General features: G+C 56.7%; 19 protein-coding genes and 1 tRNA gene. 13 read left to right on the top strand and 7 right to left on the bottom strand.

Annotated elements, in window-relative coordinates; translation table 11 throughout:
* Positions 1–33: 33 nt before the first annotated feature.
* Both AC07N6_RS18635 and AC07N6_RS18630 read right to left on the bottom strand, forming a co-directional pair.
* Positions 34–1,485, bottom strand: a complete 1,452-nt coding sequence (locus AC07N6_RS18635) for a heavy metal sensor histidine kinase (protein WP_494782988.1) — start codon at positions 1,483–1,485, stop codon at positions 34–36.
* Positions 1,482–2,153 carry a heavy metal response regulator transcription factor gene (locus tag AC07N6_RS18630; protein WP_494782987.1) on the bottom strand — a complete coding sequence of 224 codons (672 nt, stop codon included), beginning with the start codon at positions 2,151–2,153 and terminating at the stop codon, positions 1,482–1,484. The genes AC07N6_RS18635 and AC07N6_RS18630 overlap by 4 nt, the downstream gene beginning before the upstream one ends.
* Before the next feature lie 201 nt (positions 2,154–2,354).
* Between AC07N6_RS18630 and msrP the strand changes: the two genes are divergently transcribed.
* The 4 genes from msrP to AC07N6_RS18610 all read left to right on the top strand — a co-directional run bounded on the left by msrP (position 2,355) and on the right by AC07N6_RS18610 (position 6,576).
* Positions 2,355–3,323 carry a protein-methionine-sulfoxide reductase catalytic subunit MsrP gene (gene msrP / locus AC07N6_RS18625; protein ID WP_494782986.1) on the top strand — a complete coding sequence of 323 codons (969 nt, stop codon included), beginning with the start codon at positions 2,355–2,357 and terminating at the stop codon, positions 3,321–3,323.
* Between the two features lie 12 nt (positions 3,324–3,335).
* Positions 3,336–4,013 carry a protein-methionine-sulfoxide reductase heme-binding subunit MsrQ gene (msrQ, locus tag AC07N6_RS18620; RefSeq protein WP_494782985.1) on the top strand — a complete coding sequence of 226 codons (678 nt, stop codon included), beginning with the start codon at positions 3,336–3,338 and terminating at the stop codon, positions 4,011–4,013.
* Positions 4,014–4,097: 84 nt separating this feature from the next.
* The gene (gene msrA, locus AC07N6_RS18615; RefSeq protein ID WP_494782984.1) at positions 4,098–4,802 is read left to right on the top strand and encodes a peptide-methionine (S)-S-oxide reductase MsrA; all 705 of its coding nucleotides are present in this window, start codon (positions 4,098–4,100) and stop codon (positions 4,800–4,802) included.
* Between the two features lie 61 nt (positions 4,803–4,863).
* A complete protein-coding gene (locus AC07N6_RS18610) occupies positions 4,864–6,576 on the top strand; it encodes a tetratricopeptide repeat protein (protein WP_494782983.1) in 1,713 nt (570 codons plus the stop codon).
* A gap of 25 nt (positions 6,577–6,601) precedes the next feature.
* Here AC07N6_RS18610 and AC07N6_RS18605 read toward each other — a convergent pair whose 3' ends face one another.
* From AC07N6_RS18605 to AC07N6_RS18585, 5 genes are all read right to left on the bottom strand, one after another.
* Entirely contained in the window at positions 6,602–6,859 is a 258-nt protein-coding gene (locus tag AC07N6_RS18605) for an NUDIX hydrolase (protein WP_494782982.1), read from the bottom strand.
* A 186-nt stretch (positions 6,860–7,045) separates the two neighbouring features.
* Positions 7,046–7,333 (bottom strand): type II toxin-antitoxin system RelE/ParE family toxin, encoded by a 288-nt coding sequence (locus tag AC07N6_RS18600; RefSeq protein WP_494782981.1) that lies wholly within the window; start codon positions 7,331–7,333, stop codon positions 7,046–7,048.
* A complete protein-coding gene (locus tag AC07N6_RS18595) occupies positions 7,333–7,554 on the bottom strand; it encodes a TA system antitoxin ParD family protein (RefSeq protein ID WP_494782980.1) in 222 nt (73 codons plus the stop codon). Before AC07N6_RS18595 ends, AC07N6_RS18600 begins: the two co-directional genes overlap by 1 nt.
* Before the next feature lie 318 nt (positions 7,555–7,872).
* A tRNA-Lys gene (locus tag AC07N6_RS18590) sits at positions 7,873–7,948 on the bottom strand.
* 650 nt (positions 7,949–8,598) lie between these two features.
* Positions 8,599–8,745 (bottom strand): hypothetical protein, encoded by a 147-nt coding sequence (locus tag AC07N6_RS18585; RefSeq protein ID WP_494786267.1) that lies wholly within the window; start codon positions 8,743–8,745, stop codon positions 8,599–8,601.
* A 333-nt stretch (positions 8,746–9,078) separates the two neighbouring features.
* Between AC07N6_RS18585 and AC07N6_RS18580 the strand changes: the two genes are divergently transcribed.
* The 9 genes from AC07N6_RS18580 to AC07N6_RS18540 all read left to right on the top strand — a co-directional run bounded on the left by AC07N6_RS18580 (position 9,079) and on the right by AC07N6_RS18540 (position 17,493).
* Positions 9,079–9,393 carry a hypothetical protein gene (locus AC07N6_RS18580; RefSeq protein ID WP_494782979.1) on the top strand — a complete coding sequence of 105 codons (315 nt, stop codon included), beginning with the start codon at positions 9,079–9,081 and terminating at the stop codon, positions 9,391–9,393.
* A gap of 340 nt (positions 9,394–9,733) precedes the next feature.
* Positions 9,734–9,994 carry a major coat protein gene (locus AC07N6_RS18575; RefSeq protein ID WP_494782978.1) on the top strand — a complete coding sequence of 87 codons (261 nt, stop codon included), beginning with the start codon at positions 9,734–9,736 and terminating at the stop codon, positions 9,992–9,994.
* 65 nt (positions 9,995–10,059) lie between these two features.
* Positions 10,060–11,574 carry a hypothetical protein gene (locus tag AC07N6_RS18570; RefSeq protein WP_494782977.1) on the top strand — a complete coding sequence of 505 codons (1,515 nt, stop codon included), beginning with the start codon at positions 10,060–10,062 and terminating at the stop codon, positions 11,572–11,574.
* Entirely contained in the window at positions 11,575–11,898 is a 324-nt protein-coding gene (locus AC07N6_RS18565; protein ID WP_494782976.1) for a DUF5455 family protein, read from the top strand.
* Positions 11,899–11,900: 2 nt separating this feature from the next.
* Positions 11,901–12,917: a zonular occludens toxin domain-containing protein gene (locus AC07N6_RS18560; protein ID WP_494782975.1), complete on the top strand. Its 1,017-nt coding sequence runs from the start codon at positions 11,901–11,903 to the stop codon at positions 12,915–12,917.
* A gap of 2 nt (positions 12,918–12,919) precedes the next feature.
* On the top strand, positions 12,920–14,158 hold the full coding sequence (locus AC07N6_RS18555) for a type II secretion system protein GspD (RefSeq protein ID WP_494782974.1): 1,239 nt from the start codon (positions 12,920–12,922) through the stop codon (positions 14,156–14,158).
* A gap of 341 nt (positions 14,159–14,499) precedes the next feature.
* A complete protein-coding gene (locus AC07N6_RS18550; protein WP_494782973.1) occupies positions 14,500–15,366 on the top strand; it encodes a rolling circle replication-associated protein in 867 nt (288 codons plus the stop codon).
* Positions 15,367–15,458: 92 nt separating this feature from the next.
* Positions 15,459–16,301 (top strand): site-specific integrase, encoded by an 843-nt coding sequence (locus AC07N6_RS18545; protein WP_494782972.1) that lies wholly within the window; start codon positions 15,459–15,461, stop codon positions 16,299–16,301.
* A 97-nt stretch (positions 16,302–16,398) separates the two neighbouring features.
* On the top strand, positions 16,399–17,493 hold the full coding sequence (locus AC07N6_RS18540) for a hypothetical protein (RefSeq protein ID WP_494782971.1): 1,095 nt from the start codon (positions 16,399–16,401) through the stop codon (positions 17,491–17,493).
* Positions 17,494–17,841: the final 348 nt, after the last annotated feature.

The following is a 17,841-nucleotide window of genomic DNA, read 5'->3' as shown; positions in this document are numbered from 1 at the left end:
CTGCGCCTTGTTGTGGCGTTGCGATAACAGGTGTTAGGCGGGTATTGAGGAGGGTGATGGTGCGGATGCCGGCGGGAAGTGCAGCGTGAAGCGTATCCACCCCGGCTGCGGGCACTCCACCGTGGCCGTGCCCCGATGCAGCGCCATGATGGCCTTGACGATGGCCAGCCCCAGCCCGTTGGACTCGGTATAGGCGCTGCGCGAGCGGTCGCCGCGGTAGAAACGGTCGAACATGCGCGCCATGGTGTGCGGCGTGGCATCGTCGCTGCGGTTTTCGACGATGATGCTGCTGCCGTTTCCGTCGCCGCGCGCGATGATGCGCACCGTGCTGTCGGCCTCGCCATAACGCACCGCGTTGATCACCAGGTTGCTGACCGCGCGCCGCCACATCACCAGGTTGGCGTGGCAGCTTCCACCCACCTCCAGCGCGAAGCGCATGCCGCGCTCGTCGGCGATGCCTTCGAAGTAATCGGCGATCTTGCCCAGCTCTTCCCGCAGGTCCAGCGCGGCGCAATCGACCGCCAGCGTGGCGTGGTCGGCCTGCGCCAGGAACATGATGTTCTCGACGATGCGTGAAATGCGCTGCAATTCTTCCACATTCGATTCCAGCAACTGCTCGTACTCTTCCGGCGAGCGGCGCTGGCCCAGCGCTACCTGGCTCTGGCCCATCAGCACATTGACCGGGGTGCGGATCTCATGCGCCAGGTCGCCGGAGAATTGCGACAGGTGTTCGTAGCCGGCCTCCAGCCGATCCAGCATGGCGTTGAACGATACCGCCACGCGCCGCAGCTCTTGCGGCATGCTCTCCTGTTCCAGCCGCATCGACAGGCGGTCGGGCGTGATCTGTGCGGCGCGGCGGCTCATCTCCAGCAGCGGGCGCAAACCATGGCGCAGCAGCAGGAAACCCAGCAGGGCGGTCAGCAGCACCGCGCCGGCGGCGGCGCCGGCGATGCGCCAGCGGTAGCTGCGCAGCATGTCGGCCTCCTGCACCATGACATAGGCGGCGACGATTTCGACCGTATCGGCATGGTCTTGCCCGCTGCCGACCTCGGCCAGCGCCGCCACCCAGCGGATGCGCACGCCGTCGGCGCGCACGGTGGTGAACAGGTCGGCCGCCGACAGCGGCGTGCCGACCGGGACGGGTTCCATCTCCGGCGGCACCAGGTGCTCGGGATTGCTCTGGATGAAGGGCGCTTCGCCGCGGCGGCGGAAGATGCGCACGTCCTGCTCGTTGCCCATCATGCTTTCGAACAGGGCCGGGCGCTGCTCCATCTGCTCGACGTTATAGAGGTCGTGCATCAGGTTGCGGAAGTGTTCGACGCGGCCGGTCAGCGCCTGGTCGGCGCGCAGTTCCAATGCCTCGCGCACCGAACCGTACAGGTACCAGCCGAGTCCGGTCACCACCAGGCAGGCGATCAGCGCGAACAGGGCCGAGACGCGCAGCGTCAGTGTCCAGCCGCGGGCGCCGGAGCGAGGGGCGCTCATGGATTTTCCGAGAACATGTAGCCCACGCTGCGCACGGTGTGGATCAGTTTCTTCTCGAACGGCGCGTCGATCTTGGCGCGCAGGCGCTTGATGGCGACGTCGACCACGTTGGTGTCGCTGTCGAAGTTCATGTCCCAGACCTGCGATGCGATCACGCTGCGCGACAGCGCTTCGTCCCGGCGCTTGATCAGCAGATGCAGGAGCATGAATTCCTTGTTGGTCAGCGCGATGTTGAGGCCCTGGCGCGTGACCTTGTGGCGCACGTGGTCCAGCTGCAGATCGGCGATCTCGACCACCTCGGCCTCGCGCACCACGCCGCGCCGCAGTAAAGTACGGATGCGCAGCACCAGTTCAGTGAAGGAGAATGGCTTGACCAGGTAGTCGTCGGCGCCCAGTTGCAGGCCGCGGATGCGGTCGTCGACATGGTCCTTTGCCGTCAGGAACAGCACCGGCAGGTCGCGTTTGGCGCGCAGGGCGCCCATCACCTGCCAGCCGTCGATGCCGGGCAGCATCACGTCCAGCACCACCAGGTCGTAGTCCTGCTCCAGCGCCATGTGCAGGCCGTCGGCGCCGTTGCGGGCGAGGTCGACCGCATAGCCGGACTCGCGCAGGCCCTTCCTGAGGTAGTCGCCGGTTTTGGGGTCGTCTTCGATTACCAGGATGGCCATGCGTAAAAGCTCGTCGGATGCGGGAAAATGCTGGAGATTTTAGAGCGCATTCGATGAAACGATGTGGATTTTCTTCATGACAAAATTGTCATCAGATTGCCACCCGGATGTCATCGCGCCACACTTAGCATGGCCACACGTAGCAAAGCATTGCCCGATTGCCTTATTGCAGCGCGCCAACCCATTTTTTGCGAGAGTCCCATGCTGATCAAGATCCGCCCCGACCAGATCGAGATACCCACCGCCTCGGAGATCACCCCCAGGGAGATCTACCTCGCGCGCCGCAGCTTCATGGCCAAGGCCGCGGCTGGCGCGGCGCTGGCCGGCGGCTGGGGCGCTTTTCCGCAAGCGTTCGCGCAGCAGGGCCGGAAGTTGCCGGCCAAGCTCAATAACGCCTACGCGGTGATGGACAAGCAGACCGCCTACAAGGACGCCACCACCTACAACAATTTCTACGAATTCGGCACCGACAAGGCCGACCCGGCCAGGAACGCCGGCACCCTGAAGACCAGCCCGTGGACGGTGGATATCGAAGGCGAGGTCAAGAAGCCCTTCACACTGGATCTGGAGGCACTGATGAAACTGGCGCCGCTGGAAGAGCGCGTCTACCGCCTGCGCTGTGTCGAGGGCTGGTCGATGGTGATCCCCTGGATCGGCTATTCGCTGTCGGCGCTGATCAAGAAGGCCGAGCCCACCGGCAACGCCCGGTATGTGGAGTTCGTCACCCTGGCCGACAAGAAGCAGATGCCCGGCATCTCCGACCCCATCCTCAACTGGCCCTACCGCGAAGGCCTGCGCATGGACGAGGCCAATCATCCGCTGGCGCTGCTGGCCTTCGGCATGTACGGCGAGGTGCTGCCCAACCAGAACGGCGCGCCGGTGCGCCTCATCGTGCCGTGGAAGTACGGCTTCAAGTCGGCCAAGTCGATCGTCAAGATCCGCTTCGTCAAGGACGAGCCCAAGACCGCGTGGAACATGTATGCGGCGCAGGAATACGGCTTCTATTCCAACGTCAATCCCAACGTCGACCACCCGCGCTGGTCGCAGGCCACCGAGCGCCGCATCGGCGAGGACGGTTTCTTCACGCCCAAGCGCAAGACGCTGATGTTCAACGGCTACAACGACGTGGCCGGCCTGTACGCGGGCATGGACCTGCGCAAGTTCTTTTGAGCTAAGGTTCCCATGCAACTCGCTCCCGCCGCCCTCCGCAACCTCACGCCGCGCACGGTCAACGTGCTGTGGTGGCTGTCCCTGGCGCTGGCCTGCGTGCCGCTGGCGCGGCTGGTGGTGCTAGGTTTCAGCGGTGGACTGGGCGCCAATCCGCTGGAATTCATCACCCACAGCACCGGCGACTGGACGCTTTATTTCTTTTGCATCACGCTGGCGGTGACGCCGCTGCGCAAGATCACCGGCATGAACTGGCTGGTGAAGCTGCGCCGCATGCTGGGGCTGATGGCCTTCCTTTACCTGAGCCTGCACTTCACCACGTTCGTCTGGTTCGACCATTTCTTCGACCTTGGCGCGATCTGGAAGGACATCCTCAAGCGGCCTTTCATCACGGTGGGGGCGATGGCGCTGCTGCTGTCGATACCGCTGGCCCTTACCAGCACCAACGGCATGGTGCGCCGTCTGGGGGGCAAGCGCTGGCAGCTCCTGCATCGCCTGATCTACCTCATCGTGCCGTTGGGCGTGCTGCATTATTGGTGGGACAAGGCCGGCAAGAACCTGATCGCGCAGCCGCTGCTGTTTGCCGTGCTGGTGGGCGCGCTGCTGGCGCTGCGCTTGCTGTGGCGCCAGACGAAGAAAGGGCGGGAGCAGGCCCCGGCGGCACAGGGGCCGGCGTCGGCCACGCGCTCCTGACGGAGCGTGGAGCGGCGCCGTTGATCGGCACGTTTTGTTTTGTTTTGATTTGAAGTCGACCTCACTTCCGTTGCGGAGAAAACCATGTCCATCCTGAAACCCGTCGCCATCGTATCGGTGGCCGCCGTGCTGTGCCTGGCGCTGGCATCCATGGCGCGCGTCAATGCCGCCGAACCCGCGGTTGCCGTGCCCGCCGCGGCCGGCAAGGCGCAGCTCTCCTCGACCGCGCAAAGCGAAACCATCGTGCTGGCCGGCGGCTGCTTCTGGGGCGTGCAGGGTGTGTTCCAGCACACCCAGGGCGTACTGCGCGCGCTGTCCGGCTATGCCGGCGGCAAGCGCGAGGCGGCGACCTACGAGATGGTCAGCAGCGGCGGCACCGGCCATGCCGAAGCGGTGCAGGTGACCTATGACCCGCGCAAGATCTCCTTCGGCCAGATCCTGCAGATCTATTTCTCGGTGGCGCACGACCCGACCCAGCTGAACCGCCAGGGGCCTGACCATGGCACGCAGTACCGTTCGGCCATTTTCACCGCCGGCCAGCAACAGCAGCAGGCAGCCGAGGCCTATATCGCCCAGATCAACGCCGCCAGGGTGTTTTCCTCGCCTATCGTGACGCAGGTGACGGCGCTGCAGGGTTTCTACCCGGCCGAGGATTACCACCAGGACTACGCCACCTTGCATCCCAACCAGCCCTATATCGCCTATAACGACCTGCCCAAGATCGCCAACCTGCAGAAGATGTATCCGGCCATCTACCGGGCCGATCCGGTCCTGGTGCTGAAACGCTGACGCCGTCCATGTCCGCGGGGAAGGATGAGACAATACGGCGGTCCGCACAGCCCGCCCCGTCATGAACCCGACCGAAACACTGAGACAAGCCTTCCAGCTCTTCGAACAAGAACATTACGCCGCCGCCGAGCAGATGCTGTTTGATCTGCTGGAGAGCGAGCCGGAGCATGTGCCGGCGCTGCATTTGCTGGGCAGCGCAGCGGCGGCGCAAGCGCACTTCGAGGAGGCGGCCATCGTGTTGCAACGCGCATTGCGCCTGCTGCCGGAAAACGCCCGGGAGGCATTGCCCATCCGCTACAAGCTGGGCCGCGCCTTCTACGAACTGGGCCGGGTTGAAGATGCCTTCCTGTTGTATCGCGCGCTGATAGAAGCGGGCCACCGGATGCCCGAACTCTTTGTCGCCGCATCGGCCGCGTTGCAAGCGATGTCGCCCTCGGGCAACAACGATACGCAAGCCATTGCCTTGTTGGATGAGGCCTTGCAACTGCAAGCCGATGTGCCCGATACCTGGCACCGCAAGGCCATGCTGCACGAGCGGCTCAAGGACTGGCAAGCCGCGCGCGCCAGCGTGCAGCAGGCGCTGCGGCTGGACGACCGGCGCGCCGTCTATTGGCACGATGCCGGCGCGGCCGAGCATGCGCTGGGCGACTTCGAAACAGCCCTCAAGTTCTACGACCAGGCGCTCATCCTCGATCCCGATTACGTCGATGCCCACGTCAGCCGCGGCACCAGCCTGGCGCGCCTGCGGCAATACGACGACGCCATCGACAGTTACCAGCGCGCGCTCAAGCTGAAACCGGACGATCCCGAGGCCAAGCTCAACCTGGCGCTTTCGCTGTTGGTGCTGGGCCGTTTCCAGGAAGCCTTGCCGCTCTACGAATGGCGCTGGGAAGGGCGCAGCGCGGACCCCTACCGCCACGCAGCGATTCCCGCCTGGAACGGCGCCACGCCGCTGCGCGGCAAACGCATCCTGCTATGGGCGGAACAGGGCTACGGCGACATCATCCAATTCATCCGCTATGCGCGGCAGATCGCCGAGGCCGGCGCGCAAGTCGTGCTCGAAGTGCCGGCCAACCAGTTGCCGCTGCTGGCGAGCCTGCCGTCTTCCTCGCCATTGGAAATGATCGCCATCGGTGAACCTGTGCCGGCGGTGGATTATCAATTGCCGATGATGAGCCTGCCGCTGGTGTGCAATACGCAATACGGTGATATCCCCGCCGCCATTCCCTACCTGCATGCCGACGACGCGCGCAAGCAGGCATGGATGGCGCGCATCGATGCGCTGGCGCCGCGCACGCCGGGACGTCTGCGCGTGGGCATCGTCTGTTCGGGCAACCCGGGCAATACCAACGACTATCGCCGCTCCATCCCGCTGCAGCAATTCGCGCCGCTGGCGCAGGCGCGCAAGGAGATCGATTTCTTCGCGGTCCAGCCCGACTTGCGCGAAGCCGACGCCGCCTGGCTGCGCACGCAAGCGGGCTGGCACTGGCTGGGGCAGGGGATAGGCAATTTCAACGAAACCGCCGCCGTATTGTCCTGCATGGATCTGCTGATCACGGTAGACACCGCCGCCGCCCACCTGGCCGGCGCACTGGGCCTGCCGGTCTGGATCGCGCTGCCGTTCGCGCCCGACTGGCGCTGGTTCCTGAACCGCCACGATTCGCCGTGGTATCCAAGCGCAAAGCTGTTCCGGCAGCAGCAGGCCGGGCAATGGGGGGATGTGATGCTGGCGCTGAAGGCGGCGCTGGCCATTACGGATTTTCCTGGTTGTTAAGGAGGGTAGGGCGTGCCAAGGCGGCTTACAGTTTGTTGGCCGGCGCGTCTTCGAAGTAGCGCTTGGTGTTGACATGCACCAGCGGGCTTTGCATCAATTCATCCAGCGGCCACCAGCGCAGTTCGGCATGCTGGGCGTCGGGAACGAACCAGCAATCGCTGGCGGGGCGGTTGCGCCGGTAGCCCAGCAGGATCTCGTTGCGCTCATTGCGAACCAGCAAGTCGATCGATACCAGCGGGGTGGATTGGATCACCAGGGCAAAATCGTCGGCACTGAGGTTCATGGTCGGAGCGCGAAAGGGAAAGTGGAGGGAAGTGGAATATCAATTCTGCGAGAAATCAGCAGCGTACGGGTTGCCTTCTACGCTCACGTCGCAGATATGTCGAATGTCGGGTAAATGTCGCCAGGGAATCGTGGCTACCAAGTCGCTTCCTGAAATCGGAGTGCGGTGGCGCAAAAGCCTCGATGTTTAGCGCTTCATTGCGGCATAGAAGTTTTCATGCGAGCCAATGTTGAGCAAGACGAGTTCTTGTGGCCTCTTCTTGTTCGGCTGCAATCGATACGCCAACAATGTTTCCTGTTTGTTGACTTTGAATTTGTAGACGAACACCTCTGCCAAGTCGCCCTTCTTCTCTTCGCCGATGGAAGGATCCGCCACAATATCCAATACGGCCTGGTCAACCAATTTTTTATCGCGTGCGTGCATTTTTTTCACAACACGATCAAACGATGGCGTACTAAGAACGATCAACGCCATCACGCGCCAACGCGATATTCAGAGAGTTGCCCGGCATCTGCCTCCGCAATAGCCACTAAAGTGTTCTTGATAAACTGAACTGGCAGGTCGGGATTGTCCTCAACAGCCTTGCCAAGACGCGCCCAATATTCGATCTGCTTCGGAACGGAGCGATGTTCAGCGATGGCGCGGGGCTTTGCCATATTCACCAGTTCATCCGATAGTTTCAGTGCGGTTGCCATAAAACCTCCTTTATAACGAGGTTTGATTGTATGGCAACTTGCAACCTTTTGCATCCTTCTGCCCCAAAAAGGGTGTCAAAGGTGTGATAGACGGGCTGGTGTTGGCGTCACCGAATTTCGACGCGCCAGAACCCCCTGCGCTGCTGTATGTATGTCATTTCCGGATCCCAGGTACGTTGATCAAACGCTTGGCCTGGATTTTTCGGTTCCGGCAGAATTCCGGCAAAGGCCAGTTTTTGTATCTGGCGGCGAGACCGCCAGACGAAAAAAAAGCACCGCGATTGCTCGCAAGTGCTTGGTTTTCTTACTGCTGAATTCTGGTGGGGCGTCACAGATTCGAACTGTGGACCTACGGATTAAGAGTCCGCTGCTCTACCAACTGAGCTAACGCCCCGTGCTGTACGTGCTTCTGTACTGCAAGAGAGGTCGCATTATAGGTAGGGTTTATCAGTTCCGCAAGTTCTTTTTTCTTTTCTTCATCACTTTCTAGTTCATAGGTCGCAGTTAAGGCTGCTTCTTTGACATCCAGACCCGCCATCACGGCGCATTTGATCACGTAATACGGCTTGATGGCCCCGCCCTTACGCCATTTGCTGATAGCCGCCTCACTTACACCAAGAAGCTGAGCCATACGGTAATGGCTATTGTCTCCGCGTGCAGCATTATAAAAATCAATGGCTTTCAACATGGCAACCCCTTGTGCTTAACTGAAGTAATGTATATGCTTAACTAAAGTTTCGTACTTGACTACGATTTTGCTAAATCTGAGTTAACCATAGCACATATTAGGAATGCCTAATGCGCCCTCTATTTTCAGGGCGCGCACAAAATAAATAGGGGGTAAGCGATGCCGATAGATTTGCTCATTTACGATCAGCTAACAACGGTCGCTGCGCTTGTAGATGCTCAGGTCTCCGTGTCTCAAAGAATCCACCTCCTCATTCATAGCATCGTTCCCTACTCAGAACCGGAACGTGCCGCCAATTGCTCAACGTATATGTCGTTGATCCGTGCGATAGGCGGAATGTGACCTCGTATCGGGTTCTATTTTCTGCCTATCCATTTTGCTATGACGATGATCGCGATGCAGATTGCGAAGATCATCAGTGCGTCGCGCATCACACCGTCAACCATGTGCTCAATGGTCGGTTTAACTGTTTTCGTAAACGCTGCTGAATTCTGGGTACTCACATGCTGCTCCCTGAAAAAATTACTGCGATTCTTGTTTTGACCTCGTGTAGTGGCTCTTTGCTTGCATATGCAGTTGTTACGCTTGTTTCTTTTATCGTCAAAAAACTTCGTAAAGTTTAACTGTTAAACGAGGTCAGATATGTCTCGAGCTTCTTCCCAAATTTTTGTGATTCATGTCTTCCGTCCAAACGGGTGGCTACTCACCAAATTTACAGAATCTGCCACTAGTTCCAAGGTGGCCGTAGCACGCGCAAAAAAGCGCATCTATCAGCAAGGGCGACTCGCCCATTTCTACACCTACGTTTCTAAATCTCTCAATTAAAAGGATTTGCCATGTCTACAGCAAATACAAACTGGATCAACATTATCAATGTCATTTCCCGCTCGGGCATCAGCAAGAAAACCGGTCTGCCGTGGACGATGAATTTTGCGCAATGCGTACTGGTTGCTCTGGACGGCGAACTCAAGATCGGCAAGATGCTGCTTCCGAAAGCATTGAACGATACCAAGCCAGGCGAATATCTGGCGTCCTTCCAATTGGATGTCGATTACGAGACCGATGTTGTGCCTGTCATTACGGCGCTTAATCCCTATAACTCTGGTAAGCCGACTGCCAAGCCTTCTGAAGCGGTCAAGGCAAGCGCTTAATCATGCGTGATTCGCTTACCACTGTCTTAGCTGCTGGAGTCGCAGGCTTGTGGGTTCTCGATTTCATTCTGATCGTCCGCGTCTTCACTTGCTAGGGGAGGGTAGCGATGAACGTCATTCTTCCAGTTGATGCCAGCGTGGCCGACATTGTGTTTGTAGTGGCCTGCGTCTTTTCCCTGTTCCTTGGCTACATCAGCGGGCTGCTCACCAAATGACGCCCGCCGACCACATCGAAATAGCGGGCCTACTGCTCGGCCTCTATGCGCTTGGATTCGCCTGCGGCTACATCGTGGTGGTCTTCAAGCGCTTCACTGAGCAGGTTTAACTACAGGAGTGAACCATGAAGCTGTTGAATCGTGCGGCGTCCTACGTCGCTGAAAAAGCCAAGCGCGTCGGCACTGCCGTTGCCTTGGGTGTGTCCATGCTGGTGGGTTTCGTCGGTGCCGCTCATGCTGAGTTGCCCGCATCGGTGACTACCACTGTTACCGGAATTCAGACTGACGGCCAGTCGGTTTTCGATCTGGTGTTTCCGGTGGTGGGCGTGTTCGTTGGTCTGAGCGTCCTGATCAAGCTGTTCAAGCGCTTCACCCGGGCGGTCTAATTTGACCGTTCACTGAAAAAGGTATCTCCCGGGGGATACCTTTTTTTACGTCTAAAGAGGAAGCCATGAGGGTAAAACGTTGGTTGATGGGGATTGTATTGATGCTGTGCGTTACCACTGCGGCGCATGCATTTCTTCCTGTTGCGGGTCTTATCGCATGGCTATCAGTGGGTACAGCGGCGGAAAGTACGGCGGGAATTGCGGCATCCATCGCGGTCAATACCGGCATCATTACGGCGTTTGCATTGTCCTTCTGGAAGAAAGACGAAAACAATAAGCCAACTGGTAGCGCGCCGACCGTTACCGTGTATCTGAATCCAAGTAAGGCACGCGAAAACCCCGATCCCGCAAAGTTCGATGATCCTGCCGCCGGGGCTCGGGATGTGTCGCCAAAGGCTACTACTAGCGGCTCTAGAACAAGCACAAACGTCCCTGCAGGTGCAGCTCCGCCGCCTGTGATTTGGTGCCAAAACGGGGCTTGTGCCGGTTCGGAAAGTGCCGCTTGTTTAGCGCAATCAGTGAATCCGAGTAGCGGGACTCAGGGGAATTACACATGGACATCGCATTTTGAATTTACGGATGGCAAATGCTATTACGTGAAGAACTGGAGCAATGGCGAATCTACTCCGGGCTATTGGGGATATGCCGAGCAATTTGGAAACAACACGACTAGGTGCCCTGGAATTAACTTGACGGCCAGCGACGGAAAATGTCCTGCCTCCAATTTTCCTGAGACTGGGCCGGTTACATGCCCGGAGGGTTATTCCACCTCGCCTGACGGCTCCGGCTGCAATCTCACCGATGGCAACAAGGTCATGAAGCCTGACTCTCAGCCCTGCGAGCTATTACGCGGTGCCACTGGCGGACTGGAAACTGACTCGCGCAATCCGAATTGCAAACTACCGGAAGTGCAGGTATCCGGCAATTCGATACAGGTCGATTCGCAAAGCATTTCGTTCAATGGAGACGGCTCCGTCTCTGTTGCAAATCCGACCGGGCAGACCACATTCCAGATTAGCGGCTATAACGCGGATGGGTCGGCCAACATCACCGGCATTTCCCGATCGGGGAATCCCAACAATTACGACACGACTACTCCGTCGACGGGCGGCGGCTCCTCTGGCGGTGGTTCGTCCGGTGGCGGGACAACGGGAACGTCTCCTGTGTGCGGTGGTGTGGGCCAGCCATCGTGCTCCGGCAATAGTAATGGCAATGGCGGCGGCTCATGCGGCGGCCCCGGCCAGCCTGCTTGCACGATTGACGATTCTGGCTTCTCAGGTAAGAACGTGTCTACAGCCGCTGCGGAGTCGGCCCTTGATGGCATCAATGCGGATCGCACCAATATGCTCGACACCATCAAAAATGGCGTCATCGCGCCTGAGTTCTCATGGCGTCCACCTGTGCAGAACATGGCCTGCCAGCCGCTGGAATTCGGCTTCTTCAAGGGCATGAATTTCACGCTCAATTGGTGCAAGTACATCCATCTGATTCATGACGCCATTTCCTTCCTTGCCTACTGCCTGACCGCACTTTATTTGTTCGGCTTGCTGTTTGGCACATCCAAAAGAGAGGCCAAGTAAATGCCATTTCTCGCCGCATTTCTGCTGAACGCCTTCACGGCCCTTATCACCTTTTTTACGACTTATGTCGGGAAGAAGCTGGCAATGGGAACTGCTGCTGTGGCGTTCTTCGCTGGCCTCTTCGTGGCCTTCTTTGCCGTGATTGAGGGCATGGTTGCCACCATCCAGTATTCGATCTCGGATTCATGGCTGGCGACGGCGCTGGCAATGTTGTGGCCTGCGCATCTGAGTGTGTGCATTGGTGTCTCCTTCGCCGCCACCATCGCCAAGTGGGTGTACGTGGAGACTATCGAACGCGCCAAGGTCTATCTGTACATCACCTGATTATGGCTTTCTACCTCGTTACCGGGAAACTCGGGTCGGGAAAAAGCCTGATGTGTACTGCCAAGATTCGGGAGTATCTGATGGACGGTCGGCGGGTCGCCACAAACTTCGATTTGAACGTGGAGCATTTGCTGCCCGTGGATGCCCGCAAGGTCGATTGCACCCGCTTGCCTGATCTGCCCAGCGTGGAAGACTTTGAATCCTTGGGTCAAGGATCAACTGGCAAGGCCGATGAGAGTCGTTTTGGAGCCATCGTGCTGGATGAGGCCTCCGGTAACTTCAATGCCCGCGAATGGGCTGATAAGAGTCGCCAGCACATGATCGATTGGCTCAAGCATTCGCGCAAATTGCGCTGGGACGTATACATCCTCGTGCAGTCGGCCAACATGCTGGATAAGCAGATCCGCGAGGCCTTTGGGGAACATCTGGTGACATGCCGCCGTGTTGACCGCTTGCGCTTTCCGATTATCAGCCCGTTGTTTGGCCTCCTGGGCATCAAAGTGACGCCGCCGAAACTCCATGTGGGTGTCGTGCGCTATGGCCTCGGCCCGAATGATCCGATTGCCGACCGCTGGTATCTGTATCGCGCGACCAAGCTCTATCAGGCCTATGACACCGAACAGCGCTTCGTCAAAGACAACATGCACGGCAATGCCTGCTATCTAGCGCCGTACACCGTGAAGGGCCGTCACATGACCAAATTCCAGATTGCTAAATCGCTCGCTGCTGGGTACGTAATGGGCGCATTCATTCTCGGCGCATTGATCGCCTACGGCGCTGCATGGTGGCATTACAAGGCCTCGCATAACTCATTGCTGACAAATGGCCTTGCCTCGGCTAAAGCGTTTTCTCCCAAGGACATATCAGAGTCTGTCTTTGTGGATGGTCTGATGTTCGTGGACGGCGTGGCCGTGGCGGTGTTGTCGGACGGGCGCAAGGTCAAGACAACGGAATACAACATCGATGCAACCGGCGTTCGTTTGAAGGTCGGTGACAAGTGGTTTTCCAAGAGGGGTTAAAAATGAAAACAATAGCTGCTGTCCTGCTATGGCTGGTGTCGCAACTGGCCTTCGCTGGCCCGGTGCAATTGAATTTCGATAAGGTCGAACTCACGCAATTTCTAGCGGCCACTTATGGCGATGCGTTGAAGAAGAATTTTGTCGTTTCGCCGCAATTACTCAATGAGTCCAAAAAGGTATCGCTGCATGTCGATATCGACAAAGCCAAGCTGCCGCAATTCTTGGATGAGTACTTGCAGCGTCTTGGCATCGCAGCGCCGGAAAAGGATGGCGTCGTGTACCTCTCGACAGCCGCGGCTAACTCGACGCCATTGGAAGCTGCGGCTCCGGCCAATGCTGCCGCAGGATCGATGCCGTTGGGCCTTCCACCTGTTGGGGCAGCGTCCACACCGCCAGCGCCGCCAGCCTCAGAAAAGGAATTCCGTACTTTCCGGCCAACGCATCGGGATGCTGACTTTGTGGCGACGATCTTGAATGCTGCATTCGGGGCAGGCACAGCTAGCCGAGCGGGTGCGCAACTGGTTGTGGCGGCAAACAAGGGCGTCATTGATAAGGCGCTGACATTGGCTGCGGATATCGATGTGGCGCCAGCCCAAGTGACTGTCTCGGCCACCTTCGTGGAAGTCTCCAGTACGGATGGAAAGAGTCGGGGATTCTCGCTCATTGCCAATGTGCTGGGGGCGCGTCTTGGAGGCAGCATAGGTACCACGGACAGCCCCAATACCTTCTCCATCAAGGCGACCACGTTTGAGGCCGTCTTAAACGCGTTGGACTCGGATGGGCGGTTTCGGCAGGTGTCCAATCCTCGGGTGATTGTCGATGAGTACGAAAAGACGACGATCACCGTAGGCGATGAGACACCGACTGTGGCCGGAACCACCTTGGACAACAACGGCCGGGCGATACAGCAAGTCGTCTACAGGCCTTCCGGGGTGATTCTGGATGTGCTGCCCAAGGTGCTGGGCGATGGCCGGATTCAGATGGCCATTGACGGGCAGGTGTCGGCCTTCCAGTCCACGACAACGGGGGTGAGCAATTCGCCCACCTTGGTAAAGCGCCAGGTCAAAACAATCCTTACGCTTGAAAGCGGCGAGGTCATGGTGATAGGTGGGCTTAACGATAGCAAGGCCACCACGAACCGCTCCGGTGTCGCCTTCCTGCCTAGCTTCTTCGACGTGACGAATGAACAGCGCTCCAATACAGAGCTGGTGCTTGTTCTATCCGCGCAGGTAGCAAAGTGACTCCCCCTCATTGCCGAACCCTGTGCGCTTGCGATGCGGTGGCCGTGTTCCGCTGCAGGGAGCGTTCCGGCATCGCCGGATGGATTCCGCCGACCGGAATCCAAGCCTGTAGCGGCGTGTTCGGTGCGGTCGGCGCACGATGCGGTCGCGCTGTCGTCAGCCGTAGGCGACGGCGGCGCGAGCGGAGCGAGCGCCTAGACTTGTACCTAGAACACTTAAGGAAAACAAGATGGCGATCGCTCAATAAAGGAGTGAAGAAGCGGTTTTAGCAGGACGTAAAAATACCCGGATTAGCGTTCGCAGCGCATGCCGGGTTCACACATCGGTCAATAGGGGGAAATGTGCTTAACGCGAGTATAGACAAAGTAGCGGCAAATGCGAACTTTAAGACCAATCTGGGTCAGTATTTCTGTGGTACGGATGCACATCGGTTTAAGACGATCACGCTAACCGAATTTCCAAAAGGGCTTGAGGTGTACGTAGATGAAGGCAGAGAGGCGTATAGCGACGGCGCGTTCTTCGATTACGCCACGGAACAGGAAGTGTCGACCGTGCGCGGTGAAGGCGATCATGAAAAGGCACGGACTGTTGCGGCTAGACGCGCCAAGACCAATGTACGGCGGCTGGTCAAGATGCTGCAAGCCGATTGCATGCTGACACTGACCTATCGAGAGAACATGATGGATTACGGCCGCGTAGAAGCTGACTTTAAAGCGTTCAGAGCGCGTTTGCGCTCCTTGGGTGAGTTCCACTATGTCGCCACGTTAGAAAGGCAGCAAAGAGGCGCTATCCACGTTCATATCGCCTGCCAGCATTTTCCGGCATGGCTCAATAACGAACATGGCGTTCGGGTGCGTAGTTATAACCTGATTCGCGCGATGTGGCGGCGTGTAGTGGGTCGGGACAATGGCAACGTCGATCTGACCAAGCCGAAGGGTAGGAACTGGGCGCATCGCATCGCTAGCTATATCAGCAAATACGTCTCCAAGAATATCGAGGAGTCACGCTTCAACAAGAAAAGTTATTGGTCGTCACGCGGCATTCCGAAACCTAAGAAAACCAAGCTGTGGTTTCCGATCGATACGCCGATCCGAGACATCATCGTACTGGTGGCACAAGAATTTGTGATAAAGGGCTTTGACGATTTGAAGCAATTCCATGATCGATTAAACGGCTTCTATTGGTTTAGCGCGATGAAGTTGGCTTAGTTTCGCTGTTGAGAAAAATTGAGTATTGCAGTGCGGCTATTTTTATTCTTGGCGGCTAACATCTTATCTTCTAGGTTCGGAGATATCCAAAAATGGTGCGGGGGAAAACTTGGGATGATGCAGTAGAACGATGGCTGCATGAGCAGTCACATAAAGCGTCTATACATTCGGACAGGTCGATTATTCGCTGGCTCGATAAGCATCTGGCGGGGATACCTTTGGTTGATATAGATAGGGCGGTCGTTTCCGCAATACATCACAAAAAGTTGGCTACTGGTGTTGCGAACGGCACTGTCAATCGGACACTAGCTTTGCTCCGAGCAATTCTTCTCCGGGCGGCTCATGATTGGGAATGGCTTGACTCCACACCGAAAGTTAGATTGCTTCAGGAGCCGGTGCGGCGGATCCGTTATCTCACGCATGCCCAGGCTATTCGTTTACTACATGAATTGCCTGAGCATTTATCGGATATGGCGGCTTTCTCTCTCTCGACCGGCCTCAGAAAATCTAACGTTACGGGCATGGAGTGGTCACAGGTCGACATGAAGCGATCACTCGCATGGATTCATCCAGATCAGGCAAAAGCCAAGAGGGCGATTGCCGTCCCATTAAATGGCGATGCTATGCGCATACTCACCAAGCGTATAGGGCGGCATCAGCAGTTTGTGTTTAGCTATAAGGGAAACTCAATTGCAAAAGTAAGTACAGCGGCGTGGTATAAAGCATTGAAGCGAGCCAGTATTCACGACTTTAGATGGCACGATCTGCGGCATACTTGGGCAAGTTGGCATGTGCAGAGTGGTACGCCGCTGTATGTTGTGCAAGAGTTGGGCGGATGGGAAAGCTACGAGATGGTTCGTAGATATGCGCATTTTTCTGCTGGTCATCTCGCAGTCTATGCCAACCGGCTCGACAATTTAATGTTGCCTAATTAGCAGAGTTTGAAGGGCAATAGAAGGATGTCTGAATTTTATGTTTTGGCAGTACCAGTAATAATTTAGTCCTTAGGGTGACTCCAATAAAGGAGGGGAAATGTCGCTTTATATGGATAAAACGGAAGAGGGTAGGCAATCGGTTAGTGGCCTTGTCCGAAAGCAAAGAGAGCCGGTTTTTCAATTTGTTGACAATCGATCTGAGGCCATTGCTCAAAGAAAACTGCAAGAGTTGGCAAGTGGTAGCACTCAAGCCTTGCAGTTAAAAACCTATCATGAGATGTCCAATAAGTGCCCACAGCCAAGAACAACAATTCAAGCAAAGGCAATAGTTCAAGGTAATTGGAAACACATAGCTCTGAGTACTTTAGCTGGTGCTGGGCTAGGGGGAAGTGCTCTGGCCGCACTAGCAGCAGGTACGCCTTGGTGGGCGCTTGCCGCCGCTGTCGGCACAATGATCGGGGGGGTAGCGGGAGGTATGCTTGGTGCTAATCATCGTTATCGCTTCGGTGATAATGTTAGCGAAGTATATGAAAACTGGGATGTAACCAAGACGGCCAATGTTGCAATTAATAGCCGAGATGGCATTAAGGTTAACGCTCGTCATAATAGAGGAGCCCCTTATATAACTAAATCTGGCGCAGGTACTAGTTATACAGCCATTTTGCAGGGACTTCTTCCTCGTGGTGCCGACGAGAGGGCCATTGCAATCGATCTTTTGGACGGCACAAATAAAGCTATAAAATCCGACAAACAAAAGGAGAGTGCCGCAATATTGGAGGCAATAGTTGGTGTTGCTGAAGAGTGGCGGAAACATGGTGCAACCTGGAGTTTTAGGGCACATCTCCATGCTATTGCAGAGGGGAAAACGACGTTCGCAAAGATGCTTACGAGCTTTGCTTTTGTATCAAGTGCTGACGCAGGGCGACAGCAAATTGGTCGTATGCAGGATGCTATAGAAGATGGGGATTTCAGTAGGCTATTTAGTGATGAGCAGCAAGCGCTGGAATATGCTTCGGAAATTGATGCTTCAGATTTAGACTCTGATGTCGAGCATCGTGCAAAGAAGGCAATGAAGGGAAAACGCCTGTATGCAAGGAAGTATGATGAAGAAGTTGCTACACCATCTGAGCCATCAAAGCCTAAATCAAGAAAGGGCCTTAAATCACCAAAAGTTCGTGGCTCAAGAAAATAATGCTAGCTGTGGGGCAGAATCTGCCCGTCGTTGTATATCTGAGATGCAAAGAGGGTGTTGGAAGACAAGTTGAGGTCCGTCCTCAGCGAGTATTTCCTGGTTGGGTCCAGAAAGCTGCTGGAGCTCTAGTATTTGTTGGAATAGGGGCCACATGTTACTTACTGATAAAACTAGTCCAATTTCTTGTTCTTCGTACCCCTTGATTTGGAATTCATACAGACAAAAAAGCCAGCTATTGCGGGTTTTTTTAGCTTGTCATGATTTCGATTTTAAATACGGGCAGTACTAATGCCTCAGTATTTTGCAGTGTCGATGTGTTTTTTTACTGGGAACTGGAAGACAAAATGC

The sequence above is a fragment of the Herbaspirillum sp. GW821-FHT09A12 genome, from assembly GCF_059418325.1.
Note: the sequence above shows the minus strand (reverse complement) of the source record. Positions and strands in the feature narration are given on the sequence as shown.

Bases quoted from the DNA above. Each gene is read 5' to 3' on its own strand.
- AC07N6_RS18540 (WP_494782971.1), top strand. From the start codon at position 16,399: ATGTCGCTTTATATGGATAAAACGGAAGAGGGTAGGCAATCGGTTAGT.
- msrP (WP_494782986.1), top strand. From the start codon at position 2,355: ATGCTGATCAAGATCCGCCCCGACCAGATCGAGATACCCACCGCCTCG.
- AC07N6_RS18570 (WP_494782977.1), top strand. From the start codon at position 10,060: ATGAGGGTAAAACGTTGGTTGATGGGGATTGTATTGATGCTGTGCGTT.
- AC07N6_RS18635 (WP_494782988.1), bottom strand. From the start codon at position 1,485: ATGAGCGCCCCTCGCTCCGGCGCCCGCGGCTGGACACTGACGCTGCGC.
- AC07N6_RS18595 (WP_494782980.1), bottom strand. From the start codon at position 7,554: ATGGCAACCGCACTGAAACTATCGGATGAACTGGTGAATATGGCAAAG.
- AC07N6_RS18600 (WP_494782981.1), bottom strand. From the start codon at position 7,333: ATGGCGTTGATCGTTCTTAGTACGCCATCGTTTGATCGTGTTGTGAAA.
- AC07N6_RS18545 (WP_494782972.1), top strand. From the start codon at position 15,459: ATGGTGCGGGGGAAAACTTGGGATGATGCAGTAGAACGATGGCTGCAT.
- AC07N6_RS18555 (WP_494782974.1), top strand. From the start codon at position 12,920: ATGAAAACAATAGCTGCTGTCCTGCTATGGCTGGTGTCGCAACTGGCC.
- AC07N6_RS18565 (WP_494782976.1), top strand. From the start codon at position 11,575: ATGCCATTTCTCGCCGCATTTCTGCTGAACGCCTTCACGGCCCTTATC.
- AC07N6_RS18560 (WP_494782975.1), top strand. From the start codon at position 11,901: ATGGCTTTCTACCTCGTTACCGGGAAACTCGGGTCGGGAAAAAGCCTG.
- AC07N6_RS18580 (WP_494782979.1), top strand. From the start codon at position 9,079: ATGTCTACAGCAAATACAAACTGGATCAACATTATCAATGTCATTTCC.
- msrA (WP_494782984.1), top strand. From the start codon at position 4,098: ATGTCCATCCTGAAACCCGTCGCCATCGTATCGGTGGCCGCCGTGCTG.
- msrQ (WP_494782985.1), top strand. From the start codon at position 3,336: ATGCAACTCGCTCCCGCCGCCCTCCGCAACCTCACGCCGCGCACGGTC.
- AC07N6_RS18605 (WP_494782982.1), bottom strand. From the start codon at position 6,859: ATGAACCTCAGTGCCGACGATTTTGCCCTGGTGATCCAATCCACCCCG.
- AC07N6_RS18575 (WP_494782978.1), top strand. From the start codon at position 9,734: ATGAAGCTGTTGAATCGTGCGGCGTCCTACGTCGCTGAAAAAGCCAAG.
- AC07N6_RS18610 (WP_494782983.1), top strand. From the start codon at position 4,864: ATGAACCCGACCGAAACACTGAGACAAGCCTTCCAGCTCTTCGAACAA.
- AC07N6_RS18630 (WP_494782987.1), bottom strand. From the start codon at position 2,153: ATGGCCATCCTGGTAATCGAAGACGACCCCAAAACCGGCGACTACCTC.